The organism is Paenibacillus thiaminolyticus (genome assembly GCF_003591545.1).
GTDB classification, from domain to species: Bacteria; Bacillota; Bacilli; order Paenibacillales; family Paenibacillaceae; genus Paenibacillus_B; species Paenibacillus_B thiaminolyticus_A.
The window spans coordinates 167,404-192,019 of the sequence record NZ_QYZD01000007.1 but is presented as its reverse complement, the minus strand read 5'-3'; the positions used below and the strand labels follow the sequence as shown (position 1 = coordinate 192,019).

19 protein-coding genes are annotated in these 24,616 nt (G+C 46.7%); 11 read left to right on the top strand and 8 right to left on the bottom strand.

Annotated features, from left to right (window positions below):
* Window positions 1–377: 377 nt before the first annotated feature.
* The 9 genes from DQX05_RS10950 (at window position 378) to DQX05_RS10910 (ending at window position 10,843) form a co-directional block, all read left to right on the top strand.
* A complete protein-coding gene (locus DQX05_RS10950; protein ID WP_182914703.1) occupies window positions 378–1,793 on the top strand; it encodes a BglG family transcription antiterminator in 1,416 nt (471 codons plus the stop codon).
* Between the two features lie 359 nt (window positions 1,794–2,152).
* Window positions 2,153–2,842, top strand: a complete 690-nt coding sequence (locus tag DQX05_RS10945; RefSeq protein WP_119793445.1) for a WxL domain-containing protein — start codon at window positions 2,153–2,155, stop codon at window positions 2,840–2,842.
* 22 nt (window positions 2,843–2,864) lie between these two features.
* Window positions 2,865–3,557: a WxL domain-containing protein gene (locus tag DQX05_RS10940; protein WP_119793443.1), complete on the top strand. Its 693-nt coding sequence runs from the start codon at window positions 2,865–2,867 to the stop codon at window positions 3,555–3,557.
* 132 nt (window positions 3,558–3,689) lie between these two features.
* Window positions 3,690–4,751 (top strand): WxLIP family cell surface protein, encoded by a 1,062-nt coding sequence (locus tag DQX05_RS10935; protein ID WP_119793442.1) that lies wholly within the window; start codon window positions 3,690–3,692, stop codon window positions 4,749–4,751.
* Window positions 4,717–7,143: an L-type lectin-domain containing protein gene (locus DQX05_RS10930; RefSeq protein WP_182914702.1), complete on the top strand. Its 2,427-nt coding sequence runs from the start codon at window positions 4,717–4,719 to the stop codon at window positions 7,141–7,143. Before DQX05_RS10935 ends, DQX05_RS10930 begins: the two co-directional genes overlap by 35 nt.
* A complete protein-coding gene (locus DQX05_RS10925; protein ID WP_119793438.1) occupies window positions 7,133–7,789 on the top strand; it encodes an EAL domain-containing protein in 657 nt (218 codons plus the stop codon). Before DQX05_RS10930 ends, DQX05_RS10925 begins: the two co-directional genes overlap by 11 nt.
* 81 nt (window positions 7,790–7,870) lie before the next feature.
* Complete coding sequence (locus DQX05_RS10920; protein WP_119793436.1) at window positions 7,871–8,293, top strand: hypothetical protein; 423 nt, start codon at window positions 7,871–7,873, stop codon at window positions 8,291–8,293.
* A gap of 120 nt (window positions 8,294–8,413) precedes the next feature.
* Window positions 8,414–10,150, top strand: a complete 1,737-nt coding sequence (locus DQX05_RS10915; RefSeq protein WP_182914701.1) for an L-type lectin-domain containing protein — start codon at window positions 8,414–8,416, stop codon at window positions 10,148–10,150.
* An 87-nt stretch (window positions 10,151–10,237) separates the two neighbouring features.
* Window positions 10,238–10,843, top strand: a complete 606-nt coding sequence (locus tag DQX05_RS10910) for a WxL domain-containing protein (protein WP_182914700.1) — start codon at window positions 10,238–10,240, stop codon at window positions 10,841–10,843.
* A gap of 65 nt (window positions 10,844–10,908) precedes the next feature.
* Here DQX05_RS10910 and DQX05_RS10905 read toward each other — a convergent pair whose 3' ends face one another.
* Window positions 10,909–13,557: a cation-translocating P-type ATPase gene (locus DQX05_RS10905; protein WP_119793431.1), complete on the bottom strand. Its 2,649-nt coding sequence runs from the start codon at window positions 13,555–13,557 to the stop codon at window positions 10,909–10,911.
* A gap of 23 nt (window positions 13,558–13,580) precedes the next feature.
* Window positions 13,581–14,156, bottom strand: a complete 576-nt coding sequence (locus DQX05_RS10900; protein ID WP_119793429.1) for a TetR/AcrR family transcriptional regulator — start codon at window positions 14,154–14,156, stop codon at window positions 13,581–13,583.
* Between the two features lie 199 nt (window positions 14,157–14,355).
* On the opposite strand from DQX05_RS10900, the gene DQX05_RS10895 reads away from it, so the two are divergent.
* Both DQX05_RS10895 and DQX05_RS33085 read left to right on the top strand, forming a co-directional pair.
* A complete protein-coding gene (locus DQX05_RS10895; protein WP_472924368.1) occupies window positions 14,356–15,105 on the top strand; it encodes an ABC transporter permease in 750 nt (249 codons plus the stop codon).
* A complete protein-coding gene (locus DQX05_RS33085) occupies window positions 15,060–15,167 on the top strand; it encodes a hypothetical protein (RefSeq protein WP_397335247.1) in 108 nt (35 codons plus the stop codon). The genes DQX05_RS10895 and DQX05_RS33085 overlap by 46 nt, the downstream gene beginning before the upstream one ends.
* Before the next feature lie 110 nt (window positions 15,168–15,277).
* On the opposite strand, the gene DQX05_RS10890 is transcribed toward DQX05_RS33085, so the two are convergent.
* The 6 genes from DQX05_RS10890 to DQX05_RS10865 form a co-directional block, all read right to left on the bottom strand.
* The gene (locus DQX05_RS10890) at window positions 15,278–17,296 is read right to left on the bottom strand and encodes a glutaminase family protein (protein ID WP_472924369.1); all 2,019 of its coding nucleotides are present in this window, start codon (window positions 17,294–17,296) and stop codon (window positions 15,278–15,280) included.
* Window positions 17,297–17,351: 55 nt separating this feature from the next.
* Window positions 17,352–19,004: an extracellular solute-binding protein gene (locus DQX05_RS10885; protein ID WP_119793425.1), complete on the bottom strand. Its 1,653-nt coding sequence runs from the start codon at window positions 19,002–19,004 to the stop codon at window positions 17,352–17,354.
* A 61-nt stretch (window positions 19,005–19,065) separates the two neighbouring features.
* A complete protein-coding gene (locus DQX05_RS10880; RefSeq protein ID WP_119793423.1) occupies window positions 19,066–19,959 on the bottom strand; it encodes a carbohydrate ABC transporter permease in 894 nt (297 codons plus the stop codon).
* A 12-nt stretch (window positions 19,960–19,971) separates the two neighbouring features.
* Window positions 19,972–20,883, bottom strand: a complete 912-nt coding sequence (locus DQX05_RS10875; RefSeq protein ID WP_259391908.1) for an ABC transporter permease — start codon at window positions 20,881–20,883, stop codon at window positions 19,972–19,974.
* 172 nt (window positions 20,884–21,055) lie between these two features.
* Window positions 21,056–22,681, bottom strand: coding sequence for a response regulator (locus tag DQX05_RS10870; RefSeq protein ID WP_182914699.1), 1,626 nt, complete (start codon window positions 22,679–22,681; stop codon window positions 21,056–21,058).
* Window positions 22,674–24,407, bottom strand: coding sequence for a sensor histidine kinase (locus tag DQX05_RS10865; RefSeq protein ID WP_119793418.1), 1,734 nt, complete (start codon window positions 24,405–24,407; stop codon window positions 22,674–22,676). The genes DQX05_RS10870 and DQX05_RS10865 overlap by 8 nt, the downstream gene beginning before the upstream one ends.
* Window positions 24,408–24,616: the final 209 nt, after the last annotated feature.

Genomic DNA, 24,616 nt, shown 5'->3' with positions numbered 1-24,616 from the left:
GAAAGCCGTATGAGGGAAAACCTCACGTACGGTTTGATGAGGAGGGGCAGAAATTCTCTGCCCTTTACTCTAGCTCGCTCTCCCCTTCAAACATTGCGGCAGCCTGATGAACGAAAGCGGTGAGGTAAATCATGGGTGAAAGTTGACTTTGAAACTGGTGATAGTATGATATAAACAAAGTTTTTTAGTATACTATTTTGTGCATAGAAACATTAAATTTTAATTAAATTGATTATTTACAGGCGCCCACGTTCCAACTCTATGGAAAAAGCAACCGTACTGATGGGAACTGAAAATGATTATGTTTTTGGTTGATCGGAGTACATATGCCGTATAAAGATCCAGAGAGATGTAAAGTCCAGGGGGGGCAGAGGCTGATGAAAACTCCAAACAGATTAATCAAATTATACCAATATTTAGTAGATCATCAAGAGTGGATCACGACTCAAGAATTAGCTGTGATCATGGATTGCTCTGCCAAGACAGTCAGGAAAGATCTGGAACTTTTGAAGTCTTTCTTACCGGAGAATTGGTTTATCGTAAGCCAAAGAGGTAAAGGGGTTTACCTGCATCGGCCCGATAATCATTCGAATTTGGCTTTTGAACATCTCATCAAAGAAACCGACAAAATGCAAAATTTGATGGCCTTTTTGATTCAGAATGATTCAGGCTGTTCTTTGGTCGAAGTCAGCCGTGCGCTCTTTTATAGCGTAAGCACAGTAAGCAAATTATTAAAAATGGTGAGAAAAGAGTTGAAACAATACCATCTGCGACTAGACATGAAGCCGCTTAAAATCAATGGAGAGGAATTTCATTTACGTCAATTTTATTATGATTATTACGTAAATAAAAACTGCACGGGTTGGATTCAAAAGCAATCTTTAGATTTCATGTACACTTTTATGAAAAAGATTGAAAATGAAGGCGATTTTACTTTTTCAGATAATACGTATATACAGCTCCCGATCATGTTGTCGGTTTGGCAGAACCGGATGGCCAAAAAAAAATATATCACTGAGTTTGTTTATCCTCACTTGCTTGCGGAATTGGGGGAAACGATTGATTGGCTTCTTCCGCTTATTGAGAGGTATCTGGCGTCCTTACACATTACGTTCCCCACTCATGAACTGCATTATGGTGCAGCGCTGATCCTTGGCGCGTCCAGAATTGCACATAATCATTCAAGAAGAATCATTGTCCAACACCAATGGGATACGGTCGCGAATTCGATACGATATATACAAGAGCAAACCCAATTGCCGTTTTCGCAGGACCACATCTTAGTGCAGCAAATTCATGAATATTGTCTCTCTGCGAGGGTAAGATGGGTGACTCGAATATATAGCTACGTTAACCTGCACAAAGAAGTCATTAAAAGCAGAGAACCTGTGCTGTATCACGCGATTGTGGAAGCTGTTCAACTCTACTCCAAGTATGCGGACTCCATCAGGGAGGATGACATTGCGGATTTTACGATGTACTTCGTGGCCAGCAGGAAAGGTCATCATCTGCAATTAAAAGAAAAGACCATTTTATTGTATATGAGTGATCCCGGCGTCACGAGATATGCCATGCTGAAGCTGCTGGATCACTTAAATGGACAAATTAAAATAGTTACAACCAACCAAGCCCAAGAAATGGCCCATCTTGTTGCTCATCAATATGTAGATGTCATTATTACAACGAATAAGCATAACTATGCTCTCCTCACGAATAAGGTGCCTGTCATTCAAGTTAGTCCCTTACTCTCCAATTATGAAATTAATATGATTAAAGACACGCTGCGCCTATAGCGTGGTCATATCAATGGGATACTGTAAAGTATCCTTTTTTTTTTATTTACTGGATGGGTTGGCAATCCCTAAATCCGGTCGATGCATGATCTTGTCTCTTTATTAGAAACAAATTTTCATTACTAGTACTTTACTACCATTTATTTTGCTTCGCAACGGAAAAAATGAGGAAGTTAGCGGTTGGATGTTGCCCTAAAATAAATTAAGTCTGATTCGGCAGCATGAATAATACAGCAAATGGAATTACAGACGTTCATAGAGATGGAAGAAATGTAGCGTAGAAAGGGGGGCTCACGGTTCGGGAATAGGGTCTGAACGTTGTACCGGCAACTCATAAAAAATAAAGGAGTAGTGGAGAAATGAAGACGAAAAAAGGTATAAAGAACGGTCTCAAGAAAGGTTTCTTATTATTCGCGGCGATTCTGTTATTCGTGACGCCTGCAGTGGCATGCGCGGAAGATGCAGGCACGGAGGAAGCGCCAAGCTCCTCTGCCACTTCTACAGGAAGCATTACGATAACGTCACAAGACGCTGTAACGCCGCCGCTTGAACCAAGTGTGCCGGACGGGTCTACGGGAAATGAAGGGACACTAACGATCGACAATGTCTCGCCGCTGCTTTTTGCTTCCCACACTCTATCAGGCGGAGATGTAACCTACACAACAACGACGACAAATCCAAACGTTCAAGTTACGGATATTCGCGGTACGGGAGCGGGATGGACATTGCAAGTATCGGCTACGCCTTTCAAAGATAAGAAGGAAAACTCCAAAGTGCTGAAAGGAGCCATTGTCACGCTTCCGGTTGGTACGCTAAAAACATCGTTAGATAATGTATCCACAGCCCCAACAGCGAGAGCAGTGCAATTGAGCACCGACTCAGCTACCACTGATCCGCAGAACTTGATGGTGGCGGCAGCCAACGCGGGCATGGGTACATGGGTCGATAAGTTCGACGCAAGCCAAGTGACGATTCAAGTTCCTGCCGGTAACTTGACCGGTGACTATGAATCCACATTGTACTGGAGCCTGCTGGACGCTCCGCAATAATGAGATTCAGGGGTGGTAATCGATGAAGTTGCTGAAGGTAATGGCATTAGCGATTCTCTTGACAGGGTCAGCTCCGTTAAGCTATATGGTTGTGGCGGCTGACAACAGCGCCACTTCTACCAATTCGATTCGTTTTACGGCGGATGAAGGTCCTACGGGCCCGTTAGATCCTCTGAATCCGGACAATCCCGCTCCGGGAGAACCTATCGATCCGGAAGATTCGGGGAATGGAGGCACGGGGAACAGCGGTTCATTGACGCTTGACTATGTCTCCAATATTCAGTTCGGAACTCAGAAAATCGGAAGCAGTCCGATGACGTATCATGCCAAAAATAAAAGTCCGTTCGTTCAAGTATCGGACAAACGCGGTACTGGAGAAGGATGGACGCTGAAAGCGACATCTTCCGGCTTCAAAAGCCAAGACGGCAAAACACTCGCCGGAGCCGTATTATCGTTCCGCAACGGACAAGTCAAATCGCAGTCCGGCAATGTGTCGGCTCCCCCTGTCGCCTATGATGTGGTCTTCAATAACACGGATGCGCAGTTGGTGATGGCCGCCAAAGAGGGCGCCGGCCGCGGAACCTGGATTGACGTGTTCCCGGGAACGGAGGGCAACAATACGAATGTTCAGTTACAGGTGTTGCCGGGATCGGCGGATGCGCTCACCGATTACAGCGCGGTAATTACATGGGAAGTATCTGACGCGCCGAACTAAAAGCAAATTCGAAGCGTTCGTTGAACTTGGCTGCCATCGTATAATGTAAGCCGAGTTCAACGTTACATGATTACGGTATGAACATGCGCTCCGTATGGGCGAAGTCTTTGCGGGGCAGAAAGGGAATTACGAATGAAAAAAGCTTTATTGATGCTGCTTGCTTCACTATGGATTGGATTTGGACTTGTTGCAGGCAATGATGTGGCTTTTGCCGGATCAATGAATTACTCCGTCAAGGCTAATATTCCCGAGAATCAAATCAACCATAATCTGACCTATTTTGACTTGAAGATGGAGCCTGGTTCCACACAGATGATATCGCTAACCGTGAAAAACGGATCAGCCGAAGCAATCGAGTTGATGATTGAACCCAATACAGCGGTAACGAACCAAAATGGAGTTATTGATTACAGCAAACACGAGCATGAAAAAGACAGTTCATTGAAGTATGCATTTTCCGAACTGATCTCTCCAAAACAAACGGTATCGTTGAAGGGAAAGGAAACGAAGGAAGTTCCGTTTACCATTCAAATGCCCGAAGAGCCGTTCGATGGAGTCATTTTAGGCGGATTCTATGTTTACCAACTCAATCAAACCGATGAACCTGAAAGCAGCAATCAGGTGCAATTAAAAAATCAATTTTCTTATGTCATTGGCGTCAAATTATCTGAAACGGAAAAAACGGTAGAGCCAGTTCTGAAGCTAAATGAAGTTCAGGCGGGCTTGATGAACTATCGTCCGGTAGTCACTGCCAACCTGCAAAATATAAAACCCGTTATTGTGAATAATCTGGAGGTCAATGCCAGAATCACAAAAGAAGGCAAATCAGAGACGCTGTATGAAACGAAAAAAAGCGAGATGTCTATGGCTCCGAACTCTAACTTTGATTTCCCGGTTCGTTGGGAAGGCGGGCGGCTCGAATCCGGAAAATATCATTTATATGTAACGGCCAGTGACGGCAAGCAGACTTGGGAATTCGATAAAATGTTCGAGATCAAAGGGGAAGAGGCGAAGCAAATCAACGACAACTCCGTTACAACCGGCGCTAACACGGATGGCGGGAGCAAGGATATGTTCATCTTCCTCGGAATGGGCGCGATCATTGCAATATTGGCTGTCATCATTGTGTTATTGTTGCGGAAAAAAAGAGGAGAAAACTATGAAGAAGTTGAACCGAAAATTTCCTCGTCCTAAGCTGGCGGTGCTGTTAATGTTCTGCATGCTGCTCCCCAGCTTCGCGTGGTTCGGGCCAGTCAAGGGGGAAGCTGCGAATGCGAAGGAAGAAGACATATTCGTTACGATGCCCGATAATGGCAGTTCCGTCACGGACGTAACTTATGGCAATTCTGTCACGGATGTAACTTATGCAACCTATCATCGGATGGCGATGCCGCGCAATGCGAATCTTCCTCCGCCCAGTGTTACCCTGGAAAATATATTTACGACACCAACGGGTTCGAACAGTTCCGTGATTAACGGTTCGATCGTAGAAATCACGCCGAACGCGACGTATCAAAGGGGCGGAATCTGGTCAACCTCCAACAATATGATGGACTTGACGCAAGATTTTATGGCATCCATGTATTTATATTTCGGCAACGCAAGAAATAACGCTGCGGACGGCATTGCATTTGTTATGCATAATGATCCGAAGGGCACCAATGCGTTAGCGAACAATGGCGCAAGCCTTGGTGTATGGGCATCACAAGATCATAACGGTCCGTATAATGGAATTCAAAACAGTTTGGCAGTCGAGTTCGACACGTATATAAATAATAATGGCCTTGGTGATGGCCGGTTTGATACTGACAGTGCCGGTGGGAACCACATTGCATGGAACTATCCGGGAAAATCGAGTACGTATGTAGATTATTATATACCACTGTTTGAATGGGCAAGAAAAATGATTCATAAGGATCTTCAATATACGGGGACATTATCGGATGATACATGGCGTAAATTCGAAGTCAAGTGGAACGCGGTTGACAAGCAATTGACATATCATCTGCAAGGCACCAATCCGGTGACGATTCCGATTGATGTCCAGGATGTCTTCGGCACGAACCAGGTCTATTGGGGTTTTACCGGTTCAACCGGAAGTAAATATGCGCAGAATCGGGTTGTGTTCGAAAGCGTCCCGGGACTCGTCAATGGCGAAGTCAACGAAACGATAACGAGAGAAGACGGAAGTGTTGTTGGCCAGGGCGACTTCGTCTATAAGGGGGAGGAATTGACCTACACCATCACCGCGAAATATTTCTCCGGCAAACAGAACTGGAATAATATATTCGGGCTGACGACGATCAATGATCATGTCACCTACGTTCCGAATTCACTGACGTTCACCGATCGCCACGGGACGAAACCGGTGAATGATAGTTACTGGTCAGGGCAAACGTTGGCCGTTCCCCTTCAAGATATGAGCGCTGAATATGAGGAGCAGACAATTTCATTTCGGGTTAAAGTGAATAGGTTACCGCTAAACACACCCGTGACCGAAAAATTCACCGTCTTAGGAAGAAACAATATAAGCACCAGCGACGCCGTTACTTATGAGATTCACGCCATCCGGGCGCCGGAAGTGACCATCCTTGATGAAGGGCCCGTTCTGTTAAATATCGGTGAGGACTATATGGTGACGGGGACTTGGAAAGATCTTGATAATCCTGAGGGCAGGGTGCATTTTATCGTGAATTCTTCTCTGCTTCATACGGCGTGGCTGGGGGGCGGACAGTCTTCCGAACCTGTTGAATGGAGTTATATCTTGCTCCATCAACTATTCCGGCTTGGGGAAAACACGTTTGAAATCTATGTAACGAATGATGACGGCCTGATTTCCAATACAGCTTCGCTCAAGATTATCGTAGGAAGCGCGCCCACGATAACGTTGCGGGATGCAGGCGAAGAAATTCCCATGGAGGCCGGCGATGAATATGCGATTTCGGGATATTGGAGCGATCTGGATAGCGACACCGTTGATTTATATTATGCCATCGACGGGAAGGAACCAGTGAATTTCGCTTCTCACGTTGCCAATTCCGCCAACAAAGGGGAAGAAGTCGCTTACCAATACACGATTCCGGCAGAACAATTGCCGGTGGGCATGCATCACATCGAAGTCTATGCCGTAGATGATTCGGGCCGGACATCCAATGTGGAAACCGTGACGGTCCATGTTACAGGCCAACTGGTTTTCACGAATGCGGCAGAAAATATCAGCTTTGAACCTGGAAAAATAGCAAGCCAACCTTCCTTGTCCACACGAAATCCGGATTGGGATATCCGCGTGAAGGATACTCGCGGAAAAGGGAGTTCATGGAGGCTCTCGGCGACTTTGGCCGAACCATTTGCCGATGACCGGGGGAATGAGTTGAAGGATGCAGTACTATTTGTTGACGAGAATGGCAATGAAACAATGTTGGAACCGGGAATTCCTGCGTATGTCTACACTCATGTTACCCAGGACGATCAAGAGGTATCCATTGACTGGGAAGAGAATCGAGGCATTTTAATGAAGATTAACCCCTATGCTTATGCGGGAAATTATAAGGGACTGATCCGTTGGGGTTTAGTGGATGCGCCTTAAACGAACGTTGGAGATATATCCGGTATTCCAACCCATTGTTGATAGGCGGCTATCCATCATCGGATACGAATCGTTCATACGGGGAGCGGACTCCAGGAAGGCATTGGACATGCTCCTCGCCAGTTCTCCCGAAGACATGGAATGCATTAACGCCATTGATCTGGAGTGCAAGGCACTTGCCCTCGACAACTACTCGGGACACCTGCCTCTCTTTCTCAATTCCCACCCGTTCTCAACAAATGCGTTGCCGAAATCGTTGCCATACCATAACCAGCATCCTCTCATTATTGAAATAACTGAGCATGGCGCAATTCAAGATGAGCAGCTATTGATCGGCCATATCGAACGCTTGTCTGCTGCAGGGATTCATTTCGCGATAGATGATTTTGGATACGGGTATATGTCTATCCCCTTCATCCTGCGACTGAAGCCACAGTATATTAAGCTGGCGAAAGAAGTCGTCCATGCCTGTGAAGACAATAGCGTCCTGCAATGCATCGAGAAACTGATGCATTCCTTTCAGGATATGGGGATTCAGATTATCGCAGAAGGTATCGAGACGGAACTGCAATTTCAGCGCATGCAACGGTTTGCAGATGGATTTCAAGGATATTGGATATCGGAGCCGAAGACTTCACTTTTGTAAAGTGGCCCATATCAACAGGTCAAACCGAAGCTTTGGCCTGTTTTTTTGTACATCATTGCACGAGGCTGGGGGTAGGCGGCCATGATTACGATTAGGCGGGACGGGCAGACGTATCATTTGGAGATGACGCAAGACGGGAATAACAGATGGATTGTGAAATATCAAAAAGTAAAGATCGCAACCTTTTATCGAACACCCTATTCCTGGAGAATGGAAACGAAACGTAAAAGCACGTTACTGCCTGTCCTCGCAGAAGCTATCAAGCAACTGAACCAACGCGATTTCAACGAGTTTCCCGTCGTAATCGACAGGGAGCAAGTCAGCATACGTGTCATTTCGAAGCATCAATATGTCGTGATGATCCGGGAGGACGTTGAGTTGCTAGTCTATTACGATGGATATAAATGGAGGGTTAGAGGAGAGGGAGCGCTCAAGTACCGATCCATCGCAAATTCTGTTATTTCGTATTTAAAGAGCTATACTGCGGAGTCATCTAGTCTGTGATTACAGTTCAAGCTTCTATACCGAACGCTCGGGGTGCCGATCTTCCTCGGAATGAGCGCGATCATTGCAAGGTTGGCTTTCATTATTGGGTTATTGCTGTGGGAAAAAGAGGAGGAAATAATGAAAAAGTTGAACATCATATTTCTTCGTCGTAAGTTGGCAGTGTTATTAGCTGTGTGCATGCTGCTTCCCAACTTCGTGTGGATCGATCCGGTCAAGGGGGAAGCTGCGAATGCGGAGGAAGAAGATATTGTCGTTACGATCCCCGATAATGGCAGTTCCGTCACGAATGCAACTTATGGCAAGTCCGTCACGGATGTAACGTATGCAACCTACCATCGGATGGCGACGCCGCGCAATGCGAATCTTACTCCGGCCAGCATTACCCTGGAAAATATATTTACGCTGCCATCGGGTTCGAACAGTTCCGTTATTAATGGTTCAATCGTAGAAATCACGCCAAACGCGACGTATCAAAGGGGCGGAATCTGGTCAACCCCGAGCAATTTAATGGATTTGACGCAAGATTTTACGGCATCCATGTATTTATATTTCGGCAACGCCGGGAATAACGCCGCGGACGGTATTGCATTTGTTATGCATAATGATCCGAAGGGCACCAATGCGTTAGCGAACAATGGCGCAAGCCTTGGTGTATGGGCATCACAAGATCATAACGGTCCGTATAATGGAATTCAAAACAGCCTGGCGGTTGAATTTGATACGTACGTAAATTATGGTGCCACATTCGGCGATGGCCGGTTTGATTACGACAGTCGCGGTGGAAACCACATTGCCTGGAACTATCCGGGAAAAGCGAGTACTTATGTAGATTATATGCATTCAATATTTGAGTGGGCAAGAAAAATGATTCATAAAGATCTTCAATATACGGGGACATTATCGAATGATACATGGCGCAGATTCGAAGTGAAATGGGATGCGGCCAACAGCATGTTGTCTTATCATCTGCAAGGAACAAATGAGGTTAAGATCCCAGTAAATGTCCAGGATGTCTTCGGCACGAACCAGGTCTATTGGGGATTTACCGGTTCAACTGGAGGTAGTTATGCGCAGAACCGGGTTGTGTTCGAAAGCGTGCCGGGACTCGTCCATGGCGAAGTCAACGAAACGATAACGAGAAAAGACGGCAGTATTGTCGACCAAGGCGCCTCCGTCTATAAGGGGGAAGAATTAACCTACACCATCAGCGCCAAATATCTCTCCGGCAAACAGAACTGGAAAAATATAATCGGCAAGACGACGATTAATGATTCTGTCACCTACGTTCCGAATTCATTAACGTTGACTAATCGCAACGGGACGACGCCGCTGAATGATAGTTACTGGTCAGGACAAACGTTGGCCGTTCCTCTTCAAGATATGAGTGCCGATTATGAGGAGCAGATGATGTCTTTTCAGGTGAAAGTGAATGGCTTACGGGAACACACACCCGTTACGGAAGAGTTCAGCTTGGCAGGAAGCAACTATATAAGCAGCAGCGATCCCGTTACTTATGAGATTCAAGCCATCCGGGCGCCTGAAGTGACCATACTTGATGAAGGGCCCATTCTGTTAAATGCCGGTGAGGACTATATGGTGACTGGAACCTGGAAAGATCTTGATAATTCCAAAGTCACTCTGCATTTCATCATAAATTCTTCACTGCTTCAAAAGGAGACGCTAGAGGGCGGACAGTCTTCCGAACCTGTTGAATGGAGATATATCTTGATCCATCAATTATTCCGGCTTGGTGAAAATTCGTTTGAAGTCTATGCAACGAATGATGACGGCCTTATTTCCAATACAGCCTCGATCAAAATTATGGTAGGACATCCGCCCAGGATCATGCTGTAGGATGCAGGCGAGGAAATTCCCATTGATGCCGGCGCAGGCTATGCCATTAGGGGAAATTGGATCGATCTGGATAGTGATTCCGTTGATTTGTACTATGCCATCGACGGGAATGAACCGGTGACTTTCGCTTCTCAAGCGGCCAATTCCGCCAACAAAGGGGAAGAAGTTGCTTATCAATACGCGATTCCGGCTGATCAATTGCCAGTGGGCACGCATCTAATCGAGGTCTACGCCATAGACGATACGGGCCGGAAATCCAATGTGGAGATCGTAACGGTCCATGTTACGGGGAAATTGGTTTTTACCCATGCTGCACAATATATAAGCTTTGAACAAGCCAAAATAGCAAGCCATCCTTCCTTATCCACACGAACTCTGGATTGGGACATTCGTGTTCAAGATACCCGTGGAAAAGGCAGTTCATGGCGGCTCTCGGCGACGTTGGCTGAACCATTTACCGATGACCGGGGGCATGAACTGAAGGATGCATTGATTTATGTTGACGAGAAGGGAATTGAAACAACGATGGAACCGGGAATTGCTGTGGATGTCTACACCAATGCTACCCAGGACGATCAAGAGATATCCATTGACTGGGAAAAGAATCAAGGCATTGTAATGAAGCTCAATCCCTATGCTTATGCGGGAAATTATACGGGAGTGATTCATTGGGATTTAGTGGATGCCCCTTAGACGAATATTGCAATCAAGCATCTATACGAATAATCGGGGCGGCCCCAGGCCGCCCCGCATTCGATCTATCCTTGCGCTCTGAGCTGCGCACGCTTCTGCAGCTTGATAAGCTCGACCACGGCGAGCGGGATGACGGACAGCACCGTAACCAGAACCCAGTGGGTCAAGCTCAACGGCACGAGGTGGAAGATGTCCATCAGCGCCGGGATCACGGCTACGCCGAATACGATCGCCAGCGACAGCATCGCACACCAGAACAATGGCCGGTTGGACATGAACCCGATCGTGAAGATCGATAAGGTGTTGCTGCGCACATTGAAAATATGAACGACAGAGGACCAGCCCAGGATGATAAAGGCCATCGTCTGCCCAACTTCGTAGGACGGCCCGATTTGATCAGAGATTTGTACAAAGTTCCCTACATAGAAGCCAATTAACGTTAGAATCGTGTAAACTATTGCTTGAAAGGCAATCTTCTTGCCTAAGCCATTGGAGAAAATGCCGGCATTCTTCGCGATCGGCTTCTGCTTCATCGCATCAGGCTCCATCTTCTCGCGGCTCAAGCAGAAGCCTGGGATACCGTCAGCCACGACGTTGATCATGAGCAATTGAATCGCGATGACCGGCGCTCCCCAACCGAGCATAATCGCAATAATCATAATCAAAATCTCCGAGAAGTTGCAGCTTAGCAGGAAGTAGATCGTCTTGCGTATATTTTCGTAGACGCGTCTTCCTTCTCCAACGGCATCGACGATCGTTGCGAAGTTATCGTCGGTCAAGACCATGTCCGAAGCGCTCTTCGCTACATCGGTACCTGTGATGCCCATAGCCGTGCCGACATCCGCCGCCTTCAAGGCAGGAGCGTCATTCACCCCGTCACCAGTCATCGCGACGACGGCATCATTTGCCTGCCAAGCTTGTACGATACGAATCTTGTCCTCCGGGGATACACGGCCATATACGGCAATATCTTTGACCTTGTGCGTGAGCTCCTCATCGGACATGCGCGTAAGCTCTTCACCGGATATCGCGAGGTCGCCCTCCTCGAGAATGCCAATCTGGCGGGCAATGGCCGATGCGGTAGCCATATGGTCTCCCGTGATCATGACTGTCTTAATTCCTGCATCCTTGGCGGCTTGCACCGCAGCCTTGCTCTCCGGACGCGGCGGATCGATCATCCCTACGAGACCGGCGAAGCGGAGGCCCTGCTCCAGCTCTTCTGCGTCCAGCTTCTCAGGCAGCTCATCATAGTGCTTGTACCCAAGCGCCAGGACGCGAAGGGCTTGCTCAGCGAATTGATCGTGAACATGATTCGCCTGCGCTTGATGCTGACTCGTGCAGTCTGCATTCGGATCCAGCGGAATACGGTCGAAGGCGCCCTTGGTAATGGAGATATAGCCTTCTGCGGTGCGGTGCACCGTCGTCATCAGCTTCCGGGAAGAATCAAAGGGAAGCTCATGCACACGCGGATATTTCGCCTCAAGCTCTGCCTTGGTCATCCCTTTATTCAGCATGAGACGAATAATCGCGGACTCGGTCGGATCGCCGATAACCGTCTCTTCTCCATCCTTTTCTTCGATGGATGCGTTGCTTGCCAGGCTGAACATGACGAGGAGATCGTTCTCCGTCTCATTGAATTCAGCACCGACGCCCTTCGGCTCATGAGAGACCGCCCAGATCTGCTGAATCGTCATCTTATTCTGGGTCAGCGTTCCCGTCTTATCGGAACAGATAACCGATGCGCTGCCAAGCGCCTCCACCGCCGGGATACGGCGAATGATTGCATTTTTCTTCACCATATTTTGAATGCCAAATGCCAGGGTGATGGTGACGATAACAGGCAGCGTCTCCGGCACGGCAGCTACGGCCAAGGATACGGCGGTCATCAGCATTTCCATCATCGTCTCGCCATACATGAGGCCAATGAAGAAGACAAGCGCACCAGATGCAACAGCAACGACACTTAGCTTCTTCCCGAGCTCCATGAGGCGATTTTGAAGCGGAGTCTTGCTCTTTTTCGTATTGTTGAGAAGGGAAGCGATCTTGCCCATCTCGGTCTCCATTCCGGTTGCTACGACAACCGCTCTGCCGCGTCCATTGGTGACCAGGCAGCCGGAGAAGAGCATATTCACCCGGTCTCCGAGCGGAGCGGATTCTTTGACTTCGGCATTTGCGTTTTTCTCCGAAGGCACACTCTCGCCCGTCAGGGCAGACTCCTCAACAAGCAGATTGGAACCCTCTATAATACGGGCATCCGCCGGAATCATATCTCCAGCTTCGACCACGATAATATCACCAGGTACGAGCTCTTTCGCACTGATTGGCTGCAGCATTCCATCACGCACAACCTTGGCCAGTGGAGCGTTCATATTTTTAAGAGCGTCCAGCGCCTTTTCCGCGCTAAGCTCCTGTCGAATGCCAAGCACCGCGTTCAGGATGACGATGGCGATGATAACGATCGGCTCCGCATAGTCATGTCCCTCTGTTATCGCAAGATAAGTGGAAATGATGGCGGCTACGATCAAGATTAATGTGGTAACCTCTGTTAACTGATGCAAGAGCTTCGCCCAGATGCTCTCTTTCTTCTCTTCTTCGAACTCATTGTAGCCCTTTTGCTCCAGCATCTCCGCCGCTTGCTTACTGCTGAGTCCGTCCTCTCTGTTTGTTTGAAGCGTCTTAAAGATATCTTCCAGTGTTCTCTCCATCCATTTCATTCAATGCACCTCTCCTTTGTAATCTATCCGCCCCAGAGGCGAAGCAAAAATTCAACGAGCATTTCCTTTTTCATATCCAGTCGAACTGGATGCCCAAAGCTTTCTGCCTTCACTTTTTCAAGAATAATGGTCAGCAGCACACTGTTCGCGATGAGCGCGATGCCGTTGATTTCATCCTCAGTGATGGAACCGTCCGCCATCTTGGCAATTTCCTTTTCGAACTCCCCCGTGATATATTGGAAGATCGAAGGATGCATAAATTCCAGCTCTTTGCTGCCCATTTCTCTAATGGTGACTAAGAAGAAAGCTTTATGCTGTTCATATATCTCATTGATAAAATCAATCTTCGCCAGCAGCAGTTCACGAATGTTTTCGTGGTCGGTGTGGAAAAAGGTATCGATTTTTGTTTTTATCATGGTCAATTGCTGCGCTAATGATTCATGAATGAGATCATCTTTGCCTTTGAAATGCTTGAATATCGTCGCTTCATTAATTTCTGCCTGCCGGGCGATACATTTGGTTGTCGTACCCTTGAATCCATGCACCGCCATATTTTCTAAGGCAGCCGACAGCATTTTTTCTCTTACCGTCTGTTTCACGGATAAGCTCTCCTTTCTCTTCGTCAAGTAAGTACTTGCTTGATTTTAGTTTACGGATCGATGATGAATATTTCTGTGAACTAGATCGCATTTTTATAAATTTTTTTTATTCTCTGCTGTAACGTACAGCGCAACATAAGAAATTTGTAAGAAATAAGCAAACATCGATTCCTATAATGGAGCTTGTAAAGACACGGAGATGGCGTCATTGCTTGAACTGATGAGGCTCGAAATGCGCAAATTTCGCATCGGCCCTTTTATTCGCGCGGCACTCATAGCCAATGTCATGATTTTGGCTCTCCTATGCCTGATTAGTTTCTTTGTCGAAGTGAAGGAAAAGATGCCTCTGACCGACTACGGAATGGCTTTTTCCATCATCGATACGCTAATGCGGGCGACTTACATCGTGTTCGCGGCAGTGCTGCTGTCACGAATTGTCATTGATGAGTTCCGCAGCAAATCGATTGCGCTTCTGTTCATGTACCCCATCAACCGCAAAAAGCTTCTTGCAGCCAAACTGCTTATCGTGGTGCTGTTCACGCTGTGTTCGGGCATTGCCGGGAATTTGTTCGTCGGGATAGGCTTCTATGTATTGAATCTGGTCACGCCTATCGTGCCGGAGCCGTTAACCGTGTCTGTGGCGGCCCATTCCCTGCTAACCATGGTGATGAGCGCCTTGGCGACCAGCTTTTTGAGCCTGATTCCGTTGTACTTCGGCATGCGGAAGCATTCCATCGCGGCCACCATCTTATCGTCGCTTCTCGTGGTGATGCTCGTCTGTCAAAGTATTGACGGATTCTCGCTGTATTCTATCATTGCCGTGCCAATCGGATTGGCGCTTCTCGGAATCGCGGCGGCCTATGGAATATGCAAGCTTGTCGTAGACGGTATCAGGGGCGCAGCATGCAATGCAATGACGGACAATGGGTGCATTCCGGAGATTGGGTAGGGGAGCTCCATCTGGATATTAGACAGGTGCTGGAGCGTTGTCGATGGCCTGGCCGTATTTAATGAGCAGCAGCACTGCAACACGAAGACGATGAACACAAACAGGGACTATCCTAACTGTCTGCATGACAATAGGGTAGTCCCTGAAGTTCTTCTATACTGGCTTTATTCTGTTACGTTTGATGCTTCGTAAGAAGACGAATGAAGAATCCTCCTACAACCGATCGGTTCTGGAAGTTCATCTGCTTCCCCGTGATCGTATCATACCAATCTGTAACCGGAACGCGATCAGGAGTTTCATTCATGAAGTCCCACAGCGGAGAGATAAGCTGCTCGAATTGTACATGGTTCGATGCCATCGAAGCACACCATACAAGCCAATCTGACTTCGTATACGTATTTCTGCTGTCAAGCGGAGTTCCATATTTATTTTTCATTGCTTCGTAGAAGGCGAGTTCTTTTTCTACGACATGATTCGGGAATAAATGCAGTCCCAGCAGACGATCCCATATCAGGTTATACTTCATGCTCCACGTGGTCTCGGAACTATCAAAGGTCAACTTGAAGTGATCTCCCGCACTCGCCATCATCATCCATTGCTCCGACATCTTCTCTGCTGCGCTTCGATACACAACGCTCTCCTCGCGGTCTTGCAGAGAACACATGTAAGAATAAGCGCCAATTCCCAATATGGCTTTGACCGAGAGATTAACGTTATGAGCAAGATGACCTGCAAAGTCATCCGTACATAGCTGATTCTCGGGGTCGAGACCGTACTTAAGTAAATAGTCCGCCCATTGAGTAAGCAGTTCCCAGTGCTCCTTGGCAAATTCAGCACAATGTTCAAATCGGCATACCGCAGCAGCCATCAGCAGCATGTTGCCGCATTCTTCAATCGGCATCTGAAATTCCAGTTTATTTTCACCGTAGACCTGACCGTTCGCCTTCGGATATGTGCCTACGTCATGCGGCGCAAATTCGAATTCCCAATTTCCGCTCCGGGCATATTCAAAGATCGGCCTCATCATGCCTTTAATAAGCTCTGTATTATATCGCAAAAAGAGAGGAATAGAAGGATAGCTGACATCAACGGTCGCGATACAACCATTGCTGAAGTTTTCTTTCGAGAAAAACAGCACTTCTCCGTCCTTGCTTTCGACGAGCTTGTGCGCCGCGATTGCCTGCCTGTATGTTAAAGCGAGTATATCCCTGTATTTATCTCCGCCAGCAGCCCGGCTCTCTTCGTTTAATTGCTGATTAAAGCGTGAACACCTGCGCATAATCTCTTCATATTGTTGGGAGCAGGACAGGAGCATCTCATTGAATGTTGCACCCGTTCTTCTCCAATAAGGTTCTAATCTTGTATTGCAATACTCAATGGAATACACGTCATGATAAGCGAGGATCAGGTACTCCGATACTTGAGCGGCACCAATCTGACCCATGTCAATCACGGCAGCCATGACCGGCATATGGTCAGATACCTTCCGGGGCTTACTCGTATCATCTGCTGCAGGAAGCTCTCCGCTATCGATAAATTGTGCTCGAATGTCATACGAATGAATAGCCGTCTTCATATGGTCTGCTTGAGGCACAGCAAGACATAAGTAGCCCCAGTCGATTCGGGTATCGTCTCCTACACGCCGTAGAATGGGCTGATCTGTCGTTCCCATGGTCATCAGATTCAGGTGCCGGCCAATGAGATGGCGGTTCCATTCTATCTCTTGCTCTGGTTCATGAACACACCATTCCCCCGTAACATCTACATAGAGCTTAACATCGTGTGCCTGGCCATCTACCGCATACGTATGGAAGGTAACGTAGGTCGCTGGTCTTGAGAGCAGCTCCAGGTCATCCATTAATAGCGGTGTTGTAAATTGGACTCCCAGTACAATTCCATCTCCTTCGAACGTATATGTTGTCGTGAGCGGATCGATTTGGAGATTCGTCTGTGGAATGACTTCCAGTTCGGATTGCTGTGGGCCATCCTCCAGATCCAGTTTCCCCATGAATCTTCTGACCTTGCCGTCTATCTGAATAAGACCGACCATTCCATGTCGCTTATTTGTCCAGTGCCTGGTGTGATCATCATAGAGATGGTCAGATCCAGACCAGACGCTAAAATAAGGATCTACCGTAACAAGAGGGACAGATGGCGGTCTAAAGGTTGTCGTCATATTTTTTCTCCTTATTTGGGTGTGATTTGTAGGGGAGAAGAACGTAGGAACGCTCTCCTCTTTTCGTTTTCTAGTTATCTAATTGGAACCTTCTAACTTCCTTGCCTTTGAGCTCCTGATTCACATATTCCATTGCTTCGTTATAGCCTGTATTGATCAGTTGTTTTCTCAGCTCATTGATTACTTTCAACGCATCCTCATCCGACTTGGCATATACCGCTTCTCTCCATACATCGCCTATCTTATCCATCGATGGCTTCAGCGTCTCCCATTGCGGCGAGTTGATAATCACATCGCCAGGGCTGATCTCGGTTACCATGTGAATACCGTTCGGGCGGAAAATCTTTCGCGTCTCTTCAATCGCTTGTTGGCGATCCGGGTCAGCATAAATGTCACCGTTGCCAACGGATCCGAGACGGAAAAGTCCGCTGATAGATCTAAAACCAGTTTCAATCCCTTCATTCTGGCGAACTTTGCCTGTCGGGTCATTCGCGAATTTATCAAACCATTCTTGTTTTGCTGTCGGTTTGCCATCTACCATTTCCCAATGAACACCCTCGACTCCGTATACAGACAACAAGAATCCCTCGTCGGATGCCAGGAAGTCCAGCACTTTAAGAGCGGCATCGACGTTTTTCGTCGTTTTCGGGATAACCGTAACGTTAGAACCCTGGGCACTTAAATCAGCAGGTTGATTCGGTTCCGCTCCCGCACGCTCCAATGGCCCGACAGGGACGAATTCTGCACCAGGATGCGCTTTGGCATAATCCAATGTAGCATCATAAATTGCCGGGAAGTGTGCTCCCAGAACCGCTACCCGTCCCTGATTAATCTTTTCTTTGGCAATTTGATCAGTCTGGGTGAAAGCTTCAAGATCTAATAATCCTTCTGCAATCAACTTGCGGTTAAATAAGGTGTAATCTTCATAACTTTTCGTAAAAAAGCTGTGTTCAAAAGACCCGTCGCCCTTATCGACATAAGTTGCCGGAAAAAAGGCGGAGTTCGTTAAATTGACTGCCCAACCGTTGCTAAATCCCCCTAATGGGATCATTGGCATTCCGTTGACCGCAAGATTGGCATCTTTTATTTTTTTCAGAAATTGATAGAAATCTTCAACGGTCTTAATGGATTGAGGATCAACGCCAATTTGATCTGCAATATCCTTGCGTACATAGAATCCATACAGCCAGTCCTGAATATCCTGATCAGTTGCAGGATAGTTGTGATATAGCAAATATTTTTTCCCATCGTAAGCATCGATCGCATTCTTATAAATCGATTCGGGAACGTTCTCTTTCTCGATGGTCTTGGCAAGGTTAGGATATTGATCTAACTTATCCGACACGTCAACCAACTGTCCTTCCTTCGCAGCCTTTACAATGGCGTCCAACTCCCCGCCCCAAGCTGGCCCGGTATAGATATCCGGAAGATTTTGGGTAGCGAACATGACGTTTATCTTTTCCAGCTCGCTGCCTTTCGTATAATCGAATTTGACGGTGACGCCCGTCTTTTCCTTAATCACTTCCTGTACGGGGGTCATGTCAATGTCCGCACCACTGGATCCATTCCAGTTATGAAGAATGGTCAATGTTACATCTTCATCTGATAAGCTATCGCTCTCGCTGCTCTTGTTCGTGCTGGAAGAACAGCCAAGCAAGGCAGTTGACATTAGGACAGCCGTTAACAAAATGAGTGAACTTTTTTTGTACCATTTCTTAACCATCGTACTTCCTCCTAGATATCAATTTAGTAAATATAAAGAGCATGAGAGACGTAAGGTGACATCATCCTTTGACGGAGCCGATCATAACCCCTTTTACAAAATAACGCTGCAAGAAAGGGTAAACGCACAGGATCGGGAAGACCGTAATCACCAAAAGAGCCATCCGAAGCGACTCCGGTGTGCTTCCGCCCGTACTCGCGCTCATCGTCTGCCCCCCCTGCTGCGCAGCGCGCTGCATCGAAGATGCCAGGGATTCCGCCTCCATCAACATTTCTTGAAGCAGGGTCTGTACCGGCAGCAAATTTTTGTCGGACACATAGTAGGCGCCTGCAAACCAATCGTTCCAATGGGCCACTCCATTGAACAACGCAATCGTTGCCAGAACGGGACCGGATAAGGGAAGAATAATCTTGAGGAAGATTTGAAAATCTCCGTATCCATCGATCCGTGCCGACTCTTCCAATTCCTCCGGTATCCCTTGAAGGAATGTACGGATAATGACAATATGCATAAAGTTATAAAGCATCGGAATCACATATACCCAGAATGTATTAATCAGGTGAAGCTTCTGGAGCGTGATAAAGTAAGGAATGAAGCCTGCACTAAAAATTGTTGGCAAAAAGATGAAAAAAGTAAAAAACGATCGGCCCGGAAGCGTTTTTTTGGAAAGGGCATACGCCATGAGTGTAGATAACGATACGTGCAGGAACACACCGAGCACGGTTCTCGTTAATGTGATTTTGTATGCTTGCCATATTCGCGGATTATGGAACACGTCCGCGTAATTATCTAACGTGAATTGGCGGGGGAAGAAATAGAGCGCTCCCATCATCGAATCTTTGCCATCATTCAAGGAATACACGAGAACATAAATAAAGGGATAGAGCATCAGAAAACCGAATAAAGTTAAGATCGTATAATTGACTATCGAAAAAACATTTATTTTTCGCAGCATCTCACCACCTCCTCAGAACAGCGATACGTCGCTTTTCTTGCGTGCGATTTGATTGACGATCAGAATAAGGATGAGTCCTATCAAGCTCTGGAACAGTCCAACCGCTGCCGCATAACTCAATCGTCCTTCCCTTAACCCGGCTGTGATTACATGTACATCCAAGACACTGCCGATACTGGCCGTTGCCGGTCCATTCAGCAGCAGAAGCTGCTCATATCCGGCATTCATGATGCTGCCGCAAGAGAGGATAAATAAGATGACCGCCACATTGCGAATGCCTGGTAGCGTAATATGCCATATCTGTCTGAATCGGCCCGCTCCATCCATCTTCGCTGCTTCATAGAGCTGTTGGTCAATCCCTGCGATGGCCGCCATGTAGATGATTGAATTCCAGCCGATGTTCTTCCATATGTCCGAACTAATGATAATCTGGTAGAACCATGTCTTGTTGTACAGAAATTGAATCGGGCCTATACCGAATAATTCGAGCAAGCCGTTGACGGGACCGCCGTATGGGGTGAGCAACCGCTGCAGCAAGGTAACGACCACGATCCAGGATACGAAATAAGGCAAATAGGAAAGCGTTTGCACCACTTTCTTGAATCTCGTGTTATGAACTTCATTGAGCAACACGGCTAATAGGATAGGCATCGAGAACCCTATCAATAATTTCAACAAACTAATCATAATCGTATTGCGGATAATCGCATTGGACTGATAATAATCGAAGAACTGTTTGAAATACTTCAGACCCGCCCACGGGCTCCCTGTGATTCCGCCTGAAAACGTATAGTCGCGAAATGCAACCTGAATGCCAAAGAGAGGTATATAACTGAATAATATAAACCATATAATTCCAGGTAGCAAAAACAAGTAGAAGACTTTGTGCTTCCATATGCGTTTCCAAAGTTGCGATTGTGTCATCTGCACCTTCAACCTCCTTCTGAAGTAGTCACCTGTCATATTTTCAGGATAAAGGAGCTGCCAAGTAGCCGAAAGTCCAAAATCTTATGCTCAGGTGATACTTTTTTCGGATCCATCATTCCAGCGCAAATAGACCGTTCCCGGAGATGAGAACGGCCGCGTGAATGAATTGCTAGCTGATATTTGCTGAAGGGTCTTTTATTTTTCCTCTGTACTGGCTGGGCGTCATTCCGTAATAGTCTTTAAATACTTTGATAAAGTATCTGTAATTGCTATACCCGATCTCTTCTCCTATCATGGCAATCGTTTTATCGGTTTTTTCCAGCAAATCCATTCCTTTTTCCATTCGAAGCCTAGTCAGATAATCAACAAATCGATAGCCGCTTTCCTGCCTGAACAACGTGCTGTAATAGGTGGGGCTGACGCCTACATATTCAGCCACCTCTAACAAGGAAATATCACGGTTGAGCTTCAGCTTCATATACTCCATTCCTTTTGTTACCGGTCCCATTGTTTTGCTCTCCAACTGAATTGTATTCAGGATGAAGTCAATCAGCTCACGCAGTTTATGGGTCATGTCTTCAAAGGTCTCTGCGCAGCGAACCTCCTGACAGAGCGACTCCATCACTTCTCTCATGACAGGCAGTGATTTGATGTCTCTAAGCTCCTTCAGAAGCTGAATGAGCATTTCGCTCGCAATAAACCGGATCGATGGAATAGAGCCTTCATCATATAGCTCCTTCAGCAGCGTGTTCAGAATTTGTTTCCCCTGTTCGTATTGGTGCTGTTTAAGCGCATTCAGGATTTCTTTTTCCCGTTGAACAGGGTAGGGAATATCCCGCGTGCGAATCATCGACGGATCGAAGATATGGATGGATTCCTTGCCTGCAAAAAACTTATACGCGAGAGCGGTGCTCGCCTGGGCATAGAACTCGGGTATAGCTTCCCACGATCCGCACACTCTGACACATCCAATCGATAATTGTACCTGAAATAGGCGTATATATCGTTTTAAAGACTCTTGAAAGCTTTGGCCTATCTGCTTCATCCCGTAGGTATCCATGCCGTCCCTTGTGTGAATCATCACGATAAATTGGTTAGGCGCAAGGACGATACACTGTGAAATCCCAGACCTTGACGCTACCTCATTCAGAATGTTCTGAATCATAAAGCGGGATAAGCTCCTATCCTTCTCGGACATGGCAGTGGCCAGTTGGTCGTAGCCATCCACTTCTGCAACGTACAGCAGCATGCCATCCTCCTCATAAGGAATCCCATACTTTTTCCATTCCTTCAATCGAACAGGTCCGTTGCTATTCCCGGTTAACCAGCGCGCAAAAAATGCCTGCTTCTCCCTTTCCTCATTTTCCTTTCGCTGTTGAGTGGCATATAGCAGATTGTTCGACATCAGCTTACGCTTTTCTAGTCTTATTACGATGTTCAGCAGCAATTCTGTCAATTGTTCCTTGGTTATCGGCTTTAAGATGTAGTCGTTCACCTGATATCTCAGCGCTTCCTGCGCATATTTGAATTCCCCGTAGCCGCTTAAGATGACGATTTCAGAGCGGTTACTTGAATGAGAGCGGATACGTTTAACGAGTTCGATGCCGTCCATCTCGGGCATGCGAATATCGGTAATGACCAAATCAATGTCCGTATGTTCTTGGAGCAGTTCCCAGGCTTCCATTCCATGTCGGGCGACTTCCACCAGCTCAAAGCCTAAAGCGGTCCAATTAATTATTTTCGAGAGCCATCTGCGTGTGGAGGCCTCATCTTCAGCTATCAATACCTTATACACCCTTATCACTCTCCAAAATGGGCAAGATTAATGTTACCTCTGTTCCCTCATCAGGAGCAGACTTCAGGCAGATGCCATACTGCTTGCCAAAATACATTTGAATACGCTCTCGAATATTTTTAAGACCGACACCGCTGGAAGACTCGGTCCGGCTAAATACAGCATCGACCTGTTCCTGGTTCATGCCTGCGCCATTATCCATGATTTGAATAACCACCGCTTGGCTCGTCAATTTGCCTGTAATCCATATTTCTCCGTGTCCGTTTTTCAAGCCGTGCTTGATGGCGTTCTCAAGAATAGGCTGCAAAATGATTTTCAATGTATAGTAATCATATATGCGTGTGTCCATATTCCAATGGATGCGATAGGGAGTATCAAAGCGAACCTTAAGAATATCCAGATAGTGACGAGCGTGCATAATTTCATCGTTCCACCTAATAACGCTCTTTCCTTTAGAGACAGAAACCCGAAATAAGTCTGCCAGCGCCACAACCATCCTGGTCGCATTCTCTTTTTCATCCAAATCGATCTCATTTTTGATTGCATCCAGCGTATTATATAGAAAATGTGAATCGATCTGTCCTTGAAGGAAGTTGATCTCCATCTCTCTTCGTTCAAGCTTGATCACATAATTTTGATGAATCAATTCCTGGAGATTTTGTGTCATATGGTCAAATTTACGTTCCAGGTAAGCGATTTCATCCAGCTTGCCACTCATCACCATGCTAGGAGGACGATCATCGAAAACTCCTCTTCCGATTCGAGAAACTTTGGTATGTAGCCGCCGAATTCCTTTTGTCATTTTTCTGGATATCAGCAGGACAAGCAGCACGAACACAATCGCGCAGATGGCGGAAATAACGACAGTCGTGCGCCGCATATTGGATATATCTTCTTCTACAGCATTTTTGGGAACGATCAGGAACGTCATCCAATCGACATTTTCCAGTTTGCGGTACCAAGTTACATAATCGTTAGAATCAACCGTGACCGGCAGCTCCTTGCCGCTCTGGGCGCTAGTACGGGACAGTTGTACAATCTCGCTCGCAAGGGTCTCCCCGATCCGATTGGACTGGGGGTGATACATGATCTTTCCATTCTGGTCAGTCAGGATCAAAGTACTCATTTTGTCGAGAGACGATGTTTCTTTGACTGTCGTGATGGAGGGGATCTCGATGGTCAGCTTGATATATCCAATTTTCTTATCGAACTCCTTTAGACTATGGATAGGCCGAATGAGAGAATAATAGTTCTTCCCCTCGATGTGGTCCAATCGCCAGAACTTCTGCTCCGGAAGAGACTCCAGATGGTACATCCTTCGCAATCTATCATAAGGAAATAGGAACCTTCCGTCAGAGATTACATCCGAACCCAAGGAGTAAAATTCGATACTCTCCACGTCTGTCGCTTGATAAGCTTCGATATACTTTACCGCTTCTTTGATCTCCTTGTGGACTTGCAGCAATCCTTTTTGCTGATTCTTCTCAGTGTCCGTAAGCAGGCTCTGAATACTCTCCGACACCGTTAGCCGGTCCAGAATACTCTCGTAGAACCGAATATTGTATTCAATGCCGCTGTTGGATTGCGTAAGGACTTGTTGGTAAGAATCCGACACAAAGCGTGTAATTAACTGGCTTGTTTGCTTAAAAAAATAATTTGATAAAAATAGGATTGGAAGCAGGGTAGTCCCAATGAATACCAGCATGAGTTTTTGATGAATTCGCATAATATGCTCCTTAACGTCCTTATCCGTGCACAAATTATGAAACGCGATACGGTTAAGCGATTCGGCAACCCATCTTGAGCGAGTGCGCCCCTCCTTATAGCAAAAGTATAACTTATACAGTAAGCCAGGAATATGATCGTCAATATAAAAGACCAATCAGACTATACGCGCGCGTAGGCGAGCTTCGAAGTAGCGTTTCGTCATGAATT

Bases quoted from the DNA above. Each gene is read 5' to 3' on its own strand.
- DQX05_RS10950 (WP_182914703.1), top strand. From the start codon at position 378: ATGAAAACTCCAAACAGATTAATCAAATTATACCAATATTTAGTAGAT.
- DQX05_RS10925 (WP_119793438.1), top strand. From the start codon at position 7,133: ATGCGCCTTAAACGAACGTTGGAGATATATCCGGTATTCCAACCCATT.
- DQX05_RS10895 (WP_472924368.1), top strand. From the start codon at position 14,356: ATGGCGTCATTGCTTGAACTGATGAGGCTCGAAATGCGCAAATTTCGC.
- DQX05_RS10905 (WP_119793431.1), bottom strand. From the start codon at position 13,557: ATGAAATGGATGGAGAGAACACTGGAAGATATCTTTAAGACGCTTCAA.
- DQX05_RS10930 (WP_182914702.1), top strand. From the start codon at position 4,717: ATGAAGAAGTTGAACCGAAAATTTCCTCGTCCTAAGCTGGCGGTGCTG.
- DQX05_RS10865 (WP_119793418.1), bottom strand. From the start codon at position 24,407: ATGCGAATTCATCAAAAACTCATGCTGGTATTCATTGGGACTACCCTG.
- DQX05_RS33085 (WP_397335247.1), top strand. From the start codon at position 15,060: ATGCAATGCAATGACGGACAATGGGTGCATTCCGGAGATTGGGTAGGG.
- DQX05_RS10915 (WP_182914701.1), top strand. From the start codon at position 8,414: ATGAAAAAGTTGAACATCATATTTCTTCGTCGTAAGTTGGCAGTGTTA.
- DQX05_RS10920 (WP_119793436.1), top strand. From the start codon at position 7,871: ATGATTACGATTAGGCGGGACGGGCAGACGTATCATTTGGAGATGACG.
- DQX05_RS10880 (WP_119793423.1), bottom strand. From the start codon at position 19,959: ATGCTGCGAAAAATAAATGTTTTTTCGATAGTCAATTATACGATCTTA.
- DQX05_RS10875 (WP_259391908.1), bottom strand. From the start codon at position 20,883: ATGACACAATCGCAACTTTGGAAACGCATATGGAAGCACAAAGTCTTC.
- DQX05_RS10945 (WP_119793445.1), top strand. From the start codon at position 2,153: ATGAAGACGAAAAAAGGTATAAAGAACGGTCTCAAGAAAGGTTTCTTA.
- DQX05_RS10885 (WP_119793425.1), bottom strand. From the start codon at position 19,004: ATGGTTAAGAAATGGTACAAAAAAAGTTCACTCATTTTGTTAACGGCT.
- DQX05_RS10935 (WP_119793442.1), top strand. From the start codon at position 3,690: ATGAAAAAAGCTTTATTGATGCTGCTTGCTTCACTATGGATTGGATTT.
- DQX05_RS10940 (WP_119793443.1), top strand. From the start codon at position 2,865: ATGAAGTTGCTGAAGGTAATGGCATTAGCGATTCTCTTGACAGGGTCA.